Raw genomic sequence first — 15,866 nt, forward strand, 5'->3', positions numbered from 1 at the left:
CAAATGAAAAATATCCTATTTCTTGATACAATGCACCCTTACCTTGAGGAGGAGCTGCTGAAAAAAGGCTATAATGTGGTTTTTGATTATACCTGGCCAAAAGAAAAAATTGAAACAATTATTCATCAGTTTGATGGGCTGGTTTTAAGAAGCAGGTTTAAAATAGGATCAGACTTTTTAGATAAAGCGCTTAACTTAAAGTTTATTGCCAGAGGCGGTGCAGGTCTTGAAAATATTGATGTTGCATATGCCCTAAAGAAAGGAATCACTTGTTTGCATGCTCCCGAGGGAAACAGGGACGCAGTTGGAGAACATGCAATTGGAATGTTGTTAAGCTTGTTTAACAATTTGCCAAGGGCTGATAAGCAGGTAAGAGAAGCAGTATGGATACGTGAGGGGAATAGAGGAATTGAACTAAAAGGTAAAACCATTGGAATAATAGGATATGGCAATACAGGAGGAGCTCTTGCCAGAAAATTAAAGGGGTTCCAGGTTAAGGTTCTTGCCTATGATAAATACCGGGTTAATTATTCGGATGAATATGCCACAGAAGCCTCGGCTGAGCAAATCTTTGAACAAGCGGACATACTTAGCCTGCATCTTCCATTAACCCAGGAAACAAAGTATTTGGTAAATTCCCAGTATATTAATAATTTCAAAAGAAACATTTTTCTTATTAATACTTCCAGAGGACCCGTAGTAAATACAGAGGACTTGGTTGAAAAAATTGAAACAGGCAAAATTTTGGGTGCATGCCTTGATGTGTTGGAATATGAGGCTGTTTCATTTGAAAATTTGGACAAGGAAAAACTTCCTAAAGCATTTCAATATTTAGTTAACAGTGATAAGGTTCTGTTATCGCCTCACATTGCAGGATGGACGCACGAATCTTATTATAAAATATCCCAGGTTTTATTTAACAAAATCTGCCAATTGTAATTTTGCTTTTGTTTGCTTATAAAATGCTTAAACTTTCGATTTCTTTAAATTCAGATTAAAGCCAAGTCCAAAGGAAACCCGCAGTTCATCTAAAGAAATAGGTTGTGGAGCATCGAAAAGATATTTTCCATTGATATATTGTGTGCTCATAAACAAATGGAAATATTTTGATGCATAATAATTAAAGCCAATAGAAAGGGATAAAAGGGGATTGGGGCTTGCATTATATAACATCAAACTTTCCTGATCTCCGTTTGTTCCTGGCTTTGCCAAAGAATAGGCAACACCTGGTTGAAAAGCAATATAAGGATCAATTGTTTTTTCCTTAAGTAAATGGTATGAAATACCTGCAAAAAGAGAATGATTGAATTCGAAAAAATGATTGTTCATTAATGAACCTAAAAAGTAATAGGATTCTCCTTTAATTGAAACCTGTTCGCTTACATAATACTCCAAATCACCATTTAGATAAATATGTGTTACTGGTTGTTTTAACATGTTTCCCGTGGATAAAGTTGCTGTTGCACGGAGTATTCCCTCCTTTGGAAAAACAGTTTTCTGAGCAATTAATGAAATTGGGAGCAAGCCCAAACATACAAGAATAAACAAAGAGTATTTCATTGCTAAATGGATTAAATGCTTTAACTTTTTAACTTTCAACTTTTTTCACAGCCTGGGCCTGAATAAAAGAACAGAAAAAAACACCTTGGGAATTATCAGCAATAAATGCAAATTCCTTTTTTACCTCTTCTGTTGTTTTATGGCTAACAAGGCCAGCATTTAATAAATTAGGTGCTGCACTTAATAAAAGTTCTGTCCAATATTCAATTGTTTTTCTTTTATATTTAATGTCTCTGTTATCGGCATGGAAATATTTTGTTTTCGTTGTGATACTACTAAATTCTGCAGAAGCCAAAAGATTTCCCAATTTTGCTCCCACATTGGGGTCGCCACCTGCTTTCTCCTGGAATAAATTATACTGATTCCAGAATTCTTCTATATTCGGAGAAAAGGGAAAAGTATAAAAGGTAGCATTGAATACTTCAGAGGCAATTAGCACACCACCGGGCTTTAAAACTCGAAATGCCTCCTTTAAAACTTTCCCTGGATTATTAACATGCTCGAGTATCCAGCATAAAAAAACACTGTCAAAAGTAGCATCTTCAAAATCCATACACTCTGCATTCATTTGTTGCAAATCAAATCGTCCTTTAAAGCCGGGATTTTGATCCAGGTAATGTTTTGCTGTTTGAAGTTGGGTAGTAGAGGAATCAATTCCTGTAATATGAATAGCAGGAAATTTGTTTAATAAAATTGCAGATTGAGCCCCAACTCCAGAACCGATTTCCAACAGGTTTTTAGCCGAGGATAAATCAATTTCTGAATAAACCATTTGCTCCAGGAATAATGCTTGCTGAACAAGCCTTTGTTGTTCCTTTTCCGAATACCCGTGAAGGTATATGCCCTCTACCATAAATCTGTAATTGCTATATTAAGACTAACAGTGAATAGTAAATGACCTTCAAGGCTAAGGTTTTTTTGGTTGTCCTCTTTTATTCTAAGGAAGCTTTCACCATTAATTCCAGCCTTTTCGGTATGTATATCATTGCCAAGATGAGTCATATATTGAGCGGCAAGAGAAACGTCTGCCTTTGGTGAAATGTGAAAATGAGTACCTGCACCCAATTGAACAGCAGAGCTCCACCGGCTTAAATTATTTTTAAGAAGATTAATTTCGGGATTTGAGTTGGTGCTGATTTTTGTAAAATCAAAACAATGCCCTGCAAGAATATAAGGGGTAAATTTCGCTTCATTGTAATCTTTGAATGGATAGAACATTACGGACCAGCCAATATGTGCATCAACTCTATTTCCAAGCCCACCGATATCAGTAGTAATATAATCTGTGAACCATTCCGTATTTAATTTATTTGCCAATTTTAATCGTAACTGACCACCAACTCCAGTTCCTATGTAACCATTACTCCCAAATGCACTAATAGTGCTTCGCATTCCGAGTTGCAAAAAACCTCCATCGTTTTTTGTTGGAGTGAGTTTCTGTGCACTTAAAAGGCAGGGATTTATTAAAAACAAACAAAGCAGGACTTTCTTCATAAATTCAGGAAATATGTTGCTATTCATACTGTTTAAAGTTTGTTTTTGTTTCAAATATCTTAATGTCCGGTATTTCAAATATCTTAATGTCCGGTAAAAAAAGAAAATATTCCTCACTACACTGCGTTCGTTCGGAATGACATTGAAAGTGAGGAACATATGTTTTGGGAAACTAAAACGCTAGGAATGCCTGCTATTCCTAGCGTAGCGAGGAATCTAAAAAACTTTTACCGGACAGCAGTATTCAAATATAAATACAAAGTAAAATAATGATTAATTTTGAAAAATAATTTTTTTTCATGTCTTCAAGTATAGATAAACCAATAATAGTTTGGCTTTTTACAGGTTGTACCCTTATTTTTTTAATGGTGGTAGTGGGGGGAATTACCAGACTTACCCAGTCTGGTCTTTCTATTGTAGAATGGAACCTTTTAATGGGCACTTTTCCACCCCTCACAGAGCTTGCCTGGCAGGATCTGTTTTTAAAATACCAACAATCGCCCCAGTTTCAGCTTGTAAACACGCATTTTTCACTGCATGAGTTTAAATCAATTTTTTGGTGGGAATACATCCATCGTTTGTTTGGAAGATTTATTGGTCTGGTGTTTTTTATTCCTTTTGTCTATTTTTTGGTAACTAAAAAATTCAATGTTACTTTACTGAAAAAATTACTGTTGATTTTTGTTCTTGGAGGTTTCCAGGGATTTTTGGGTTGGTATATGGTAAAAAGCGGACTGGTAAAAGATCCGGCAGTTAGTCATTACCGACTTGCAGCACATTTGATAACCGCCTTCATTTCATTTGGATTTACTTTTTGGGTAGCCCTTGATTTGTTACCTAAAGAGAAAAAGCAGCAGTCTGATTTTTCACCACTCCTTTACACATTATCCTTGTTGTTGTTTCTTGTGTTAACCATTCAGATTATTTATGGTGCATTTGTAGCCGGATTAAAAGCAGGATATTCATATACAACTTTTCCAAAAATGGGTGATCAATGGATTGCAGAATCAGTAGGTTATACATACAATAAAATGGGGTTAATGAGCTTTTTTGAAAATCCGGCCAGTGTTCAGTTTATACACCGTTATATAGCATATGGTGTTGTTGCGCTAATAGGAATAATATGGTACGTTGGCTGGAAAAACGCTGTAAATGGAAATTTAAAAAGATCAATTGATTTACTTGTATCCCTAGTTTCTCTTCAATTTCTGCTAGGTATAATAACCCTTATTTATTCCGTTCCAGTTGTATTTGGTGTATTGCATCAGGCAGGTGCATTTTTTACATTCGGAGCTGTAATTTATTTGTTCTTTCAGCTTTCCCTGTCAAAGCAAAATTATTCAAAGGGTTAATAAACGGGAAAAATAAGTATTGAACATTTAAACGCTTGAGAAGGAAAATAGCGCATTAAAAAGCATTTGCCTTCTAAATCAGGATTGATTCAAAATATCTTTAATTAAGGATTGCCCCTGGTTTTTACCTAACAATAACCATCTTTTTAAAAGCAGTTTTGTTTTCTCCTGATTCAATAGTATAATAATAAATCCCAGTTGCTAATTCTGAAGTATTAACCCGAATGCTTCCTTGTTGTTCATATACAGGTATTTCGGTTATAACAGAACCCAGGGAATTGTATAGTATTATTTTATTGTTAGTATTCTGTGTTAAAACATTAAAGTTGATATAAGTATAATCATTTGCTGGATTAGGTTGGTTTTGAAACAAATATGTAAAATGATGTTGTGAAGTAAGAGTTGAAAGACTTCCAGTTGTGGTTACAATAAGGTCATCAAAATAAAATCCATCTCCCGTTTCATAATTGTCGGAAACAATTTTGTATCTCAAAAATATTTCCTGGCCAAGATAATCACTTAAGTTTATCTCTTCCTTTACCCAAGTGGTTTGTAGGCCATCATATAAAGGTTCTCCTGATACCTGGTTTGATGATCCCGGCTTGGTGTATTTACCGCATAATGGAGTCCAGGAGGAGCCATTTAAGGAGGCCATTACCTGAACATAATCATAGCCTGCTTCAATATCCCATTTGGCCATAAAAGTTAACATCGCAGAGGTAGCATCAACCAAATTGATTTTTGAGAGTGAAGTAATTGTCTTATTGATATTGTTTGCATAATTTCCATTAGGAGAATCTGTAATAGATGAAGAGGGTGAATAATAAGCATTTGAAGTTATTCCCCAGGTGCTTGTTTGCCAATTACCAAGATTGTTGCCATTATCAGCCAATAGAACAACAGGCAAGCCATAAATTTTTGTAATGGTATCATAATGTGTATACATGCCATTGTTTACTGCCAAAACAAAACTAAAGGCCTGTCCATCGTTAATGGCGGGATTTAAAGCTATACTTATTGAATCGATTTTAGATTCAAGCAAGTCCAGGCCAGAAAAAACTTTTGGTGCAGCGGCTGATGAAACATTGTTTAAAGGAATAATGCTTACGGTGAAATTTGCGGGATCCAGACCAAGTCTGACTATTTCAAAATCTATGTATGCATTTTTAACAGCAAGCATAGCAGGGGATTTATCCTTAGCCAGTGCAAATTTTCCTGCAAGATGTGCCATACTTAAATTCTGACGAATATTCACCATGCAAATGTCCTTTATCCTGGAAGAAGGGGGCCAGAATCCATCAGAACCTTCGCCTGCTTCTGGAGTCATTGCCATAGTTTTGTTTTTAGTAGTTTCTTCCCCGTACATCCAGTCATCAGAAGACCCATTAACTACATAGTTTACTGTTTGATCACCAGTTCCATATTTGTAATTGTTATCCCTGGTAAGTAACTGCGCATAGTTCACAAACAAAGCAGAATCTGGAGTATAATAAGAAGGCTGAAAGCCCCAGGGATAGATTAATAAATTTCCGTAAGTATGATAATTTAATGTGAGTTTAAAATCCCTTTGATTGCAAAAATCCCTTACAGCTTGGGTTTCGGGCTCTGAAAATGCTGCAGGGCCTCGGTACACATCTGAGCCACTTGAAGGAGATGATCCACTGTTGTCAAATCCCCAGGAATAACCATAATTTCTGTTTAAATCAACGCCAAAAGTTCCATCGCCATTGTTTTTTCTGTTTTTTCTCCACATACCGCCGCCATTTGGATTGGTAGTATAATTGTAAACATATCCATCAGGGTTTACACAAGGCACAAAAAACATTTCAAGATTATCCACAAGGTATTTTACTTCCGCATTTGTATCATAGTTTTCAAGCAAATACCACATATAATAGATTAACTGAGAAAGAGAGGCAGGCTCCCTGGCATGATGCAAAGCATTGTAAAACACTTCCGGCTTATTTTGATCCACGCTTGGATTGTCAGAAATTTTAACGTGATAAATTGGTCTGCCTTCTACACTATTGCCAATGGATTGCTTTACAGAAATAAGGCTAGGATATTTACTTGCCATGCTGTCCAGATTGTTTATCATTTCCTGAAAGGTAAAAAAACCACCCATTGAACCTAACTGGAAATTTTGTGGGCTTGGATAAACAACAGGTGTGTTGCAACTATTTCTTGAATCCCTTGAATCACTGCTTAAATCAAGCGTATTTTGACTAATATAAAATTCAACAACATCGTCAATATTTATTTCATATTGAAATCCACTTTGTTGAATTAAATTTATTTCATGTTCAGAAAAATCAGAAATAAAATAAACATCCTTTTTTACTTCGCCATGATCAGTAGTTACTCCCAGGGCGCCCAAAGCTTTTAAACCACCCGGGAGGGAATTGGTGTAAACTTTAACCTTTGAATATTTGGGTAATTCCTGTGATAATATCGGAAAAGAAAAGCTAAGGATAATAAAACCTGCAATTGTTAAGAGTCGGATAGTCATACTTGATTTTTTGACTAAGATAATCTAAAAAATAAATAGATGAAAGTAAAAAAGACTACAATAATTTTTGTTTCTAATTTTTTTTTTTAAAAATGACTTATTTTAAGAAATTATTTTTGCCTCAAATTCATGATATTATTTGTGTTTAATAGAAAAAAGAGCACTCTTATTGAGCAAAATTGCCATTAATTTAGTAAATTGCAACTAGATTCAAAAAATGACAATTAATTTCATTTAAATGCGCCTGTTTTTTTTAAGTTTTGTTTGTTTTTTAATTGCCCCTGTATTGTATTGTCAGACAGAAGTAATACAGCCGGTGCTAATTAATGATGCATATTTGAAAACAGCCAACCTAAGCCGTTCTGCATTTGAAATGTCCAAAAAAATTTATTTTGCAGACAAGCCCGCAATTAAAAATGCTCTTTCAGACAGCCTTGTTCTTGTATTTAATGAACTCGTATTTAACACAGGAATATTGCTGAAAGAACAAAATATTCAAAAAAAAGTAAAATCAGTTATAGAGGATATAAATAAAAAAACAATTTCCTATACAGGAAAAGTAAAAGAAATTAGAAAAGCACCTACTCTTGAAGGAAAAGATGCAATTACAGAAAAAATCATTTTTTTTTGTGGGTCAATCGTGGTAAATTCTTATTATGCATTTCTTACAGCTTCTGATAACAATCCGAACATAAAGGGTAAACTTCCCAATAACACCAATTTGAATGACAGTCTCGAGCTCTTAAATGCAGACAAGTCAACAAATTTTCTTTTCATGAAAGAGTATATAGGCTACAACAGCGGTCTTTCCTTCCAGATAAGAGATCTTCAAAAATATTTAGCGACAACAATGCCTAAGGAAGAAAGAATAGAAATGGAAAAACTGCTTGAAGAGTTAAAGGCAGAAAAATCAAAAAACGATCACCTTCTGTTTCTTACTGTGGAACAATTGAATGAAACCAGGGAAAAAATAATCCAGACCATAATTGAGGGGTATAATTTACAGGAGGAGTTTAAAGCATACGATAGCAATAAAGATGGAAAAATTAGCATAGAGGAAATCTATGTTACAATTGATCTGTTTTTGGAAGGAGGTGCAAATTTAAAGTCTGAAACAATTTATTCACTTATTGATTTTTATTTAGGCAGCGAATAATTGATTTATTTAATTCCATACCCTTTAAATATTGTTTTCCTAAAAACATTTCCCAAGCAACTGGAAAAATATATTTCTATCCTCAATCAGCCAACAAGTAAAACTTTAAATTAAATTTCAACGAATTTTTACTGTAAAGGAACTTGCATTAGCTGTAAAAAATAATCTTGTTTTACACCAAAATTGAGCCTTGAATTCTCAAGGTAGATGTTATTGAGAAAGGGAAAAAATCAATTCCACTTAAAGGTTTCCATCAGGTGATAAATATCCTTTTTGATAAAGTCTATAACAGGAGCTAATGAATCCTGGTTGGGAGGAGCATTGAAATAAAGAGATCCCCTTACAAAATGGTTGGTACTGTCGGTGATATAAAACTGAATGTTTGTTGCTGCATCCCCTTTAATATCATATAAAAGCCCATAAGTTCGGGCGGAATCATTAATAAAAAGGTTTTCTCTTATGTCGGTAGCTTTTGAGGTGTGTTTGTAGGTTAAAGATCTTGAATTCTCAATAAAGGTTTCAAGATTATTGTCAATTGGCTTGTAACTTAAATGTATTCTGGCATTAAACCGGTGAAAGTCAATATTCATCCAGCAGGGTTCAGCCTCAGGCCGTTCATCTTTCAAAACTTTCGCATAGGTTGGAAAATCAAATGAAAAAGGACATTGATCCTTGAGTTTTTGGTATTCTTTTTCAGGGAGATCAATCCTGAAATAGGCACGTGGTTTTGGAGAATAATCCTGTTCACAACTCTGTAAAAAGAGCACAATTGAAAGCAGGAATAAAACGTGTATTGTAAATTTTTTCATTGTTTGTTTTTATCCAGATCTCCGTTGTTAATAGTTACTTTAACGGTTTTAATTCTCCTTGAATCTACCGACTCAATTTTAAACGTATAGATGTTGAAATTTATTTCCGCCCCTTTTGCAGGAAATGCACCTTCAAGTTCTAAAATAAAGCCAGCAAGGGTATCTGATTCGCCTTTTGTTTGTTCAAAAATATCACCATCTATATTCAGAACACGGTATAAGTCATTCAATGCAGTTTTTCCTTCAAAAACATAATTGTGTTCATCAAGCTTGGAATAAACGAGTTCCTCTTCATCGAATTCATCGCTTATTTCACCAACAATCTCCTCCATAATATCCTCAAGGGTTACAATTCCTGATGATCCACCGTATTCATCAACAACTACAGCAAGATGTATTTTTTTTCGTTGAAACTCCTTTAAAAGATCATCTATCTTCTTGTTTTCAGGAACAAAAATGGGAGGACGTAATAATTTTTGCCATTCAAAACCTGCATCATTATTGAGGTAGGGCAATAAATCTTTAATATACAATATACCTGAAATAGTGTCAAAGTTTTCCTTGTATATTGGAATTCTTGAAAATCCGGATTCCACAATCTTGTCAAGTAGGGTTTTATAGTCAATATCATACTCAAAAGCAGAAACATTTACTCTTGATTTCATTATTTGTTTTACATCGGTATTTCCGAATTTCACAATACCTTTTAAAATTTGCTGTTCGTTGCCGGAAGTTTCTTCAGTTGTAGTTAATTCCAGTGCATGAGATAGATCACTAACTGAAATAGTATGACCCTTTTTCTTAAATCTCTTGTCAATGATTTTGGTAGAATTAACAAGTAATAAACTTAGTGGTTTAAAAACTTTTACCAGGATTAAAATAGGATAAGCCATTAATTTTGCCATAATTTTTTGATGTGTATTGGCATAAATTTTAGGAATTACCTCACCCATTAAGAGAATAAGAAATGTAACAAGCAAAACCTGGATAAAAAACAAAGCTACAGGATCGGTAATCATGTAGAACAGCTTATCTGTAAGTACTGTAGATAAAACAACAATACTTACATTAATGAAATTGTTTGCAATAAGAATGGTGGCAAGTAACCTTTTGGGTTTTTCCAAAAGGTGCAAAACGGTTTTAGATGAATTATCGGATGCGGATTCCAGCTCCTCAAGATCTGCAGGGGAAAGGGAGAAGTAAGCTACTTCTGAACCTGAGACCAATCCAGATAATATAAGCAATAAAAGCATTGCCATACTTCCCATTAGAAAGTATTGGTCAATGCTTGAATTGGTTAATAAGGTTAATAATGTTTCCAGTCCGCTCTGTTCGTCCAACTTTTATAAATAATGAGTAAGATGCAATGTTTTTGAATTAAACAGAGCAAATATAGTTAAAAAGGTAAATTATCAGTTGCTTCTTCAGAAGTAACTGCAATTTTTTCTGTGTTTCCAGAACTATTCATTGTTGTTGCATAATCCTCCTTTTTGTTCAACATAGTAAGGTTATCCCCTATAATCTCTGTAATGAACCGCTTATTTCCTTCTTTATCTTCCCAGGAACGTGATTTGATTTTGCCTTCAATGTATACAGTTGAACCTTTTTTTAGAAATTTCTCAGCAACTTCTGCCAAACCTCTCCAAAGTACAACATTGTGCCATTCGGTCTGGTCAATTTTGTTCCCGTTTTTGTCTTTGATGGTTTCGGATGTAGCAAGTGGAAATTTAGCTACTGCTATTCCGCCTTCCAAATACCTCACTTCTGGGTCTTTTCCCAAATTTCCAATTAAAATTACTTTGTTGATGCCTGCCATAAAAAAAATGTTTAAGGTTAATATTGTTTATACAAAAATATAAAAAATATCGATAATAGGAAATTTATTAGAGGGTTTCTAAGGTGGCTTTGCTGTTAAGGTATTTGTCGATTAAGCGAGGTATTGGAAATTGATTTAAAGTGTCAAAATGTATTGATTTTAATTCCTTTGGCAAGTTTTTCATCTCCTTGATTTCTATTTCATAAAAAACAGCGTAAATAATTTGATGGGAGAGGATATGTTTATATTCAAGAGATACCTTAATTAGATCCCAATTCACTCCGGTTAATTCTTTAAAAAATGGGTGTTTTAATATACTTAAAGGCTTTTCCCTTGATTTTAATTCTATTAATGGAAATTCATATAAATTTTTCCAAATATCCTGACCTGTTCTCTTTTGTACAAAAAGCCAATCGTTACTCTTTAAATGCAGGTAATGAAAAAACCTTTCTTTTTGTTTGGTTTTCTTTGCTTTTACAGGGCGTGAATCAATTGAATTGTGTTTCAAGGCAAGGCAATTTTGAGCAAAAGGGCATAAGGCGCATGAAGGTTGTTTAGGGGTACAAATAGTAGCGCCAAATTCCATTGTTGCCTGGTTGAACAAATCAGGCCTTTTAGCATCCATAAGATCTTTCGCCACTTCAAGAAATTGTTTTTTTCCTATTAATGAATCAATAGGAGTATTTATATCAAAGAGTCTAGAGAAAAACCGGAAAACATTTCCATCCACAACAGGATGAGGTAAGTTGTAAGCAAATGAAGCAATTGCAGCTGCTGTATAATCTCCCACACCCTTTAATTCCTTAAGCTTAATGTAATTATTTGGGAAAATCCCGTTATGTTCATTAGTGATTAGCCTTGCAGTAAAATGGAGGTTTCTAGCTCTTGAATAATATCCTAATCCCTGCCACAATTTCAATACCTGGTTCTCGTCAGCTAAAGCCAGGTCGGAAACAGTGGGGAATGAGTGTATAAAATTAAGATAATAGGGCAAGCCTTGGTCAACTCTTGTTTGTTGAAGAATAACCTCTGAAAGCCAAATGAAATAAGGATTTTTGGTGTTTCTCCAGGGTAAATCCCTTTTGTGTTGAAGATACCAGTTAATTAGAATCTCTGAGAAGTGCATCGGATAAGAGTTACATTTAAAAAGTCAAAAGTAAAGAATTATTTTTTTGTTTGATTTTTTAAAATTATCTTTGCAGCCCTTAAAACAAATAGTATTAACATATTAACATAAATAATTCAACAATTTTAATTTTTAGCATCATGACAAAAGCGGATTTAGTAGCGGAAATTTCTGAAAAAACCGGAATAGAAAAACTAGCAGTACAAACAACAGTAGAAGCTTTTATGAAGTCAATCAAGACTTCCCTTGAGAAAGAAAGAAATGTTTATTTAAGAGGGTTTGGTAGTTTTATAGTTAAAAAAAGAGCAGAAAAAACAGGACGCAATATTTCTAAAAACACAACAATTATTATTCCTGCACACAACATACCATCATTTAAGCCGGCAAAATCTTTTGTAGAAAAAATTAAGAAAAACGTAAAAGTATCTAAATAAAAAAAGTTGAATAAGTTTCAATTGATTGTTCTTTCAGGAGCAATTTTAATGTTCGTTCTTTTATATTTTGCACCTAAAACCGAATCTTTGGTTGAAAAGGCAAAAATTGCTTCTGTGGATCATAATTTTGAAACGCATGTTGCTGATTTTAAGGCCAAATTGCCTGCTGCTGAGCTTGAAAAGATTGTGCTGGTTGAAAAAGCATTGTCAAAATCCAGCAATCAGAATAGTTTGGTGCTGATTGATTCACTGATCGGATTATGGGATTTGAATAAAAACCCTGCTGCGGCTTCAATTTATGCTTTTCAAAAAGCAGAGATGACAAAATCAGTTGAGCATTGGCAAAATGCTGGGGAACGCTCATTTTATGCTGCCAGATTTGTTGAGGGCCATTTGTCCAAGCACATTTATGAACAGGCAATAAAAAGCTATGAAGAGGTTTTAAAAGTTCAACCCGGGAATTTAGATTCAAAAATAAATCTGGCAGTGTGTTTCGTGGAAAATTCTGTGGAACCCATGAAGGGGATCCTTTTGCTAAGAGAAGTACTTGAGGTTGATTCCTTAAATGTTAAGGCTCATCTTAATTTAGGATATTTTTCTCTAAAATCAGGACAATTTAATAAAGCAATAGATCGTTTTGAAAAGGTAATTGAAATCAAACCTGATTATATGGAGGCATACCTTTATATGGGAGATGTATACGAAACCAAGGGTGATAATAAAAAGGCCATTGAATGTTATGAAAAATATCGAGATGGGGTTGATAATGCTTCCCTGAGTGCCGAAATAGCGAATTACATAGAGAAATTAAAAATAAAATAATATAAACTTAAAAAAGAATATCATGCCAAGCGGAAAAAAGAGAAAAAGACATAAAATGGCAACGCACAAGCGCAAAAAACGCCTAAGAAAAAACAGACACAAGAAAAAGAAATAGTCTTTTTTTTCATAGATCAGTATTTGTTTCCAATACCGGACTCAATTCTGACTTACCATAATATATAATTAAAGGTAAGCCCTTGGTTTTAATAAAGCCATGGGCTATCTGTATTTAATTTAAAATAATTTTTGTGAATAATGAATTAGTAATTAATTCCTCACCCAACGAGGTAGTAATAGCCCTGCTTGAGAATAAAAGGCTGGTTGAATTACATAAGGAAAAGAGAAACAATGCTTTTTCTGTAGGTGATATTTATTTGGGAAAAGTAAAAAAGGTTATGACAGGGCTGAATGCAGCATTCGTGGATGTTGGATATGAGAAAGATGCCTTTTTACATTACCTTGATCTTGGTCCCCAAGTGCAATCTCTTTTCAAATACGTTAAAAATACCAGGAACGGAAAACAAAACCACTCCTCTTTATTGTATTTTAAAACAGAAGAAGATATACCCAAAACAGGAAAGATTAACCAAATAGTGCAAAGCGGCCAGGAAATAATGGTTCAAATTGCAAAAGAACCTATTTCAACCAAAGGGCCAAGGATAAGTTCCGAAATTTCTTTACCTGGAAGATATATAGTACTTGTTCCTTTTTCTGACAGGATTTCTGTTTCTCAAAAAATAAAGGATTCCGAAGAAAAAGAAAGATTGAAAAATCTTATAAAGAGTATAAAACCTAAAAATTTTGGTGTAATTATTCGAACAGTTGCTGAAAACAAGAAGGTTGCTGAACTTGATGCAGACATCAAAGATTTAGTTGACAAGTGGAATTCTTGTTATGAATCCTTAAAACCTGCTAAAGCTCCAGAAAAATTATTGGGAGAACTCGATAGAACTTCAGCTTTTTTAAGGGATATGCTAAATGCTTCATTTAACAATATCAATGTTGATGATCCTGCATTGTATGATGAAATGAAAACCTACCTTCAGACAATTGCCCCTGATAAGGAAAAAATTGTGAAGCAATATAAAGGCGACCTTCCAATTTTTGAATCCTTTGGGATTGAAAAGCAAATTAAAAGTCTTTTTGGAAAGACGGTGAATTTAAAAAGCGGAGCTTACCTAATTATTGAGCATACCGAGGCTTTGCACGTTATTGATGTAAACAGTGGTAACAGGGCTAAATCTGAAACCAGCCAGGAGGGCAATGCACTGGATGTAAATTTAGAGGCAGCAACTGAAATTGCTCGTCAATTAAGGTTAAGGGATATGGGTGGTATTATAGTGGTTGATTTTATTGACCTTCATGATGCTACTAACCGTAAATTGCTGTATCAGAAAATGAAGGATGAAATGGCCTTGGATAAAGCCAAACATACTGTACTTCCTCCAAGTAAATTCGGGCTCATTCAAATTACCCGCCAGCGCGTAAGGCCTGAGATGGATATTAAAACCACTGAAAAGTGCCCTGCCTGTGGGGGTTCTGGAGAGGTACAAGCAAGTATATTACTTGTAGATGAAATTGAAAACAATTTAAGGTACATCATACAGGAGCAGAATGAAAAATCGCTTACACTTGGTGTGCATCCTTATATTGAAGCCTATTTAACCAAGGGTATTTATAACTTCCAAATAAAATGGTTGTTCAAATATAAAAGGTGGATAAAAATTAAGCCAGTAAATGCTTATCATTTTGTTGAATACCGTTTTTTTAATGCGGCTCAGGAGGAAATAATAAAATAAAAGAGGCCGTCTCAAAAGTAAAATTTTGAGACGGTTTTTTTATTTTGATTTTTATTTAACTAATACAGCATTATAATTTTCCCCCAGATATTATTTTGAATCAAGTATTTTAGGTAACAAAAAAGGCTCTGTGAACTGTTTTTAATGCTGACACCCATCTTTTCTTAATGTTATGGGCGATTGCAATAATGCCGAACTCTGTATTTACTTTCTTGATGCCTCTTAATCAAAAGCGCTTGAACTGCATGTTATGTTTTATTTGACTCGTTATCGTTTCTTTGTAATTTAATCTTTTGTTGTTCGGACAAATATAACTGTCACTTGTTTCATCATATACCAGGTTTTCTAAACGATAAATGTTTTTCTTAAACTTTCTCGTCTGTTCATAATGGAAGTTCTGGAACTTTACATATGCGGTGATCTCTTTCTCTTTTAAATATTCATAATTTTGCTTCACTTCCATAACCTGCATCTGCATTGATGTTTGAGGTAATTTTGGTAAATGATTTTCAAAAGCATTTTCAAGGTGCGGGATTAAAGTTGTGCTATCGGAAGGTTTTTGATGGATGCTATAAGATAAAATAAACCTGTCTTCTGTTGCCATCTGCACATTGTAGCCAACCTTGAGTTGGCCATTTAACATATGATCTTCTTTCATTGGAATAACGGTTGCTTCCTGATCGGTCTTGCTGTAGCTAATACTATCGCCCATAATTTCAAGATCAGTTTCATACTTTTCAAGCCGCGGCAGATAATCCTTTAGTTGAAGAAAAAATTAAGGGGAGAAAATCATACTAGGACTTTACTCATTCTAATTTGAATTATTCATTTAAATTTTTGAACTATTTGTTATAACGTTTAACGAGCGGCTGGCGGCAAGAAGATAAAAGGGCAGTTTACGATAGCAATACTTTACATATAGATTGAATTAACATTCCTGTCGATGAAAAAATTGTTAATGTTTAGCTTTTTAGATTTTTATTTTTTTA

15 protein-coding genes are annotated in these 15,866 nt (G+C 34.1%); 6 read left to right on the forward strand and 9 right to left on the reverse strand.

Translation table 11 applies throughout. The annotated features are described in order from the left end of the window. The first annotated feature begins 3 nt into the window (after positions 1-3). A complete protein-coding gene (locus H0V01_07390) occupies positions 4-939 on the forward strand; it encodes a hydroxyacid dehydrogenase (protein MBA2583193.1) in 936 nt (311 codons plus the stop codon). A gap of 27 nt (positions 940-966) precedes the next feature. Here H0V01_07390 and H0V01_07395 read toward each other — a convergent pair whose 3' ends face one another. Genes H0V01_07395 through H0V01_07405 form a run of 3 tightly spaced genes read right to left on the reverse strand, consistent with a single transcriptional unit; the run spans position 967 to position 3,081 of the window. Further along, complete coding sequence (locus H0V01_07395; protein MBA2583194.1) at positions 967-1,560, reverse strand: hypothetical protein; 594 nt, start codon at positions 1,558-1,560, stop codon at positions 967-969. A 28-nt stretch (positions 1,561-1,588) separates the two neighbouring features. After that, positions 1,589-2,413: a methyltransferase domain-containing protein gene (locus tag H0V01_07400; GenBank protein MBA2583195.1), complete on the reverse strand. Its 825-nt coding sequence runs from the start codon at positions 2,411-2,413 to the stop codon at positions 1,589-1,591. After that, positions 2,407-3,081 carry a hypothetical protein gene (locus H0V01_07405; GenBank protein MBA2583196.1) on the reverse strand — a complete coding sequence of 225 codons (675 nt, stop codon included), beginning with the start codon at positions 3,079-3,081 and terminating at the stop codon, positions 2,407-2,409. Before H0V01_07405 ends, H0V01_07400 begins: the two co-directional genes overlap by 7 nt. Positions 3,082-3,353: 272 nt before the next feature. On the opposite strand from H0V01_07405, the gene H0V01_07410 reads away from it, so the two are divergent. Beyond that, a complete protein-coding gene (locus H0V01_07410) occupies positions 3,354-4,406 on the forward strand; it encodes a COX15/CtaA family protein (GenBank protein MBA2583197.1) in 1,053 nt (350 codons plus the stop codon). Between the two features lie 124 nt (positions 4,407-4,530). Here the strand turns inward: H0V01_07410 and H0V01_07415 are convergent, their stop codons facing one another. Then, positions 4,531-6,915, reverse strand: coding sequence for an immune inhibitor A (locus H0V01_07415; protein ID MBA2583198.1), 2,385 nt, complete (start codon positions 6,913-6,915; stop codon positions 4,531-4,533). A 238-nt stretch (positions 6,916-7,153) separates the two neighbouring features. On the opposite strand from H0V01_07415, the gene H0V01_07420 reads away from it, so the two are divergent. After that, positions 7,154-8,071 (forward strand): hypothetical protein, encoded by a 918-nt coding sequence (locus H0V01_07420; GenBank protein MBA2583199.1) that lies wholly within the window; start codon positions 7,154-7,156, stop codon positions 8,069-8,071. Positions 8,072-8,301: 230 nt separating this feature from the next. Here H0V01_07420 and gldD read toward each other — a convergent pair whose 3' ends face one another. From gldD to mutY, 4 genes are all read right to left on the reverse strand, one after another. Then, entirely contained in the window at positions 8,302-8,880 is a 579-nt protein-coding gene (gene gldD, locus H0V01_07425; protein ID MBA2583200.1) for a gliding motility lipoprotein GldD, read from the reverse strand. Continuing rightward, positions 8,877-10,148 carry a gliding motility-associated protein GldE gene (gldE, locus tag H0V01_07430; protein MBA2583201.1) on the reverse strand — a complete coding sequence of 424 codons (1,272 nt, stop codon included), beginning with the start codon at positions 10,146-10,148 and terminating at the stop codon, positions 8,877-8,879. Before gldE ends, gldD begins: the two co-directional genes overlap by 4 nt. A gap of 128 nt (positions 10,149-10,276) precedes the next feature. Further along, a complete protein-coding gene (locus H0V01_07435) occupies positions 10,277-10,696 on the reverse strand; it encodes a single-stranded DNA-binding protein (protein ID MBA2583202.1) in 420 nt (139 codons plus the stop codon). Positions 10,697-10,763: 67 nt separating this feature from the next. Continuing rightward, positions 10,764-11,822: an A/G-specific adenine glycosylase gene (mutY, locus tag H0V01_07440; protein MBA2583203.1), complete on the reverse strand. Its 1,059-nt coding sequence runs from the start codon at positions 11,820-11,822 to the stop codon at positions 10,764-10,766. 140 nt (positions 11,823-11,962) lie between these two features. Here mutY and H0V01_07445 point away from each other — a divergent pair, with 140 nt between their 5' ends. From H0V01_07445 to H0V01_07455, 3 genes are all read left to right on the forward strand, one after another. Continuing rightward, complete coding sequence (locus H0V01_07445; GenBank protein ID MBA2583204.1) at positions 11,963-12,256, forward strand: integration host factor subunit beta; 294 nt, start codon at positions 11,963-11,965, stop codon at positions 12,254-12,256. A 6-nt stretch (positions 12,257-12,262) separates the two neighbouring features. Continuing rightward, positions 12,263-13,078 (forward strand): tetratricopeptide repeat protein, encoded by an 816-nt coding sequence (locus H0V01_07450; protein ID MBA2583205.1) that lies wholly within the window; start codon positions 12,263-12,265, stop codon positions 13,076-13,078. Positions 13,079-13,326: 248 nt separating this feature from the next. Beyond that, on the forward strand, positions 13,327-14,877 hold the full coding sequence (locus H0V01_07455) for an Rne/Rng family ribonuclease (GenBank protein MBA2583206.1): 1,551 nt from the start codon (positions 13,327-13,329) through the stop codon (positions 14,875-14,877). Positions 14,878-15,103: 226 nt separating this feature from the next. Here the strand turns inward: H0V01_07455 and H0V01_07460 are convergent, their stop codons facing one another. Next, complete coding sequence (locus tag H0V01_07460; GenBank protein MBA2583207.1) at positions 15,104-15,589, reverse strand: hypothetical protein; 486 nt, start codon at positions 15,587-15,589, stop codon at positions 15,104-15,106. Positions 15,590-15,866 lie beyond the last annotated feature (277 nt).

Source organism: Bacteroidota bacterium (assembly GCA_013696965.1).
In the GTDB taxonomy this organism is placed as follows: domain Bacteria; phylum Bacteroidota; class Bacteroidia; order JACCXN01; family JACCXN01; genus JACCXN01.

What these genes read in the sequence shown, in the direction of transcription:
- H0V01_07390 (MBA2583193.1), top strand. Translation starts at nt 4, where the DNA reads ATGAAAAATATCCTATTTCTTGATACAATGCACCCTTACCTTGAGGAG.
- H0V01_07395 (MBA2583194.1), bottom strand. Translation starts at nt 1,560, where the DNA reads ATGAAATACTCTTTGTTTATTCTTGTATGTTTGGGCTTGCTCCCAATT.
- H0V01_07400 (MBA2583195.1), bottom strand. Translation starts at nt 2,413, where the DNA reads ATGGTAGAGGGCATATACCTTCACGGGTATTCGGAAAAGGAACAACAA.
- H0V01_07405 (MBA2583196.1), bottom strand. Translation starts at nt 3,081, where the DNA reads ATGAATAGCAACATATTTCCTGAATTTATGAAGAAAGTCCTGCTTTGT.
- H0V01_07410 (MBA2583197.1), top strand. Translation starts at nt 3,354, where the DNA reads ATGTCTTCAAGTATAGATAAACCAATAATAGTTTGGCTTTTTACAGGT.
- H0V01_07415 (MBA2583198.1), bottom strand. Translation starts at nt 6,915, where the DNA reads ATGACTATCCGACTCTTAACAATTGCAGGTTTTATTATCCTTAGCTTT.
- H0V01_07420 (MBA2583199.1), top strand. Translation starts at nt 7,154, where the DNA reads ATGCGCCTGTTTTTTTTAAGTTTTGTTTGTTTTTTAATTGCCCCTGTA.
- gldD (MBA2583200.1), bottom strand. Translation starts at nt 8,880, where the DNA reads ATGAAAAAATTTACAATACACGTTTTATTCCTGCTTTCAATTGTGCTC.
- gldE (MBA2583201.1), bottom strand. Translation starts at nt 10,148, where the DNA reads ATGGGAAGTATGGCAATGCTTTTATTGCTTATATTATCTGGATTGGTC.
- H0V01_07435 (MBA2583202.1), bottom strand. Translation starts at nt 10,696, where the DNA reads ATGGCAGGCATCAACAAAGTAATTTTAATTGGAAATTTGGGAAAAGAC.
- mutY (MBA2583203.1), bottom strand. Translation starts at nt 11,822, where the DNA reads ATGCACTTCTCAGAGATTCTAATTAACTGGTATCTTCAACACAAAAGG.
- H0V01_07445 (MBA2583204.1), top strand. Translation starts at nt 11,963, where the DNA reads ATGACAAAAGCGGATTTAGTAGCGGAAATTTCTGAAAAAACCGGAATA.
- H0V01_07460 (MBA2583207.1), bottom strand. Translation starts at nt 15,589, where the DNA reads ATGGGCGATAGTATTAGCTACAGCAAGACCGATCAGGAAGCAACCGTT.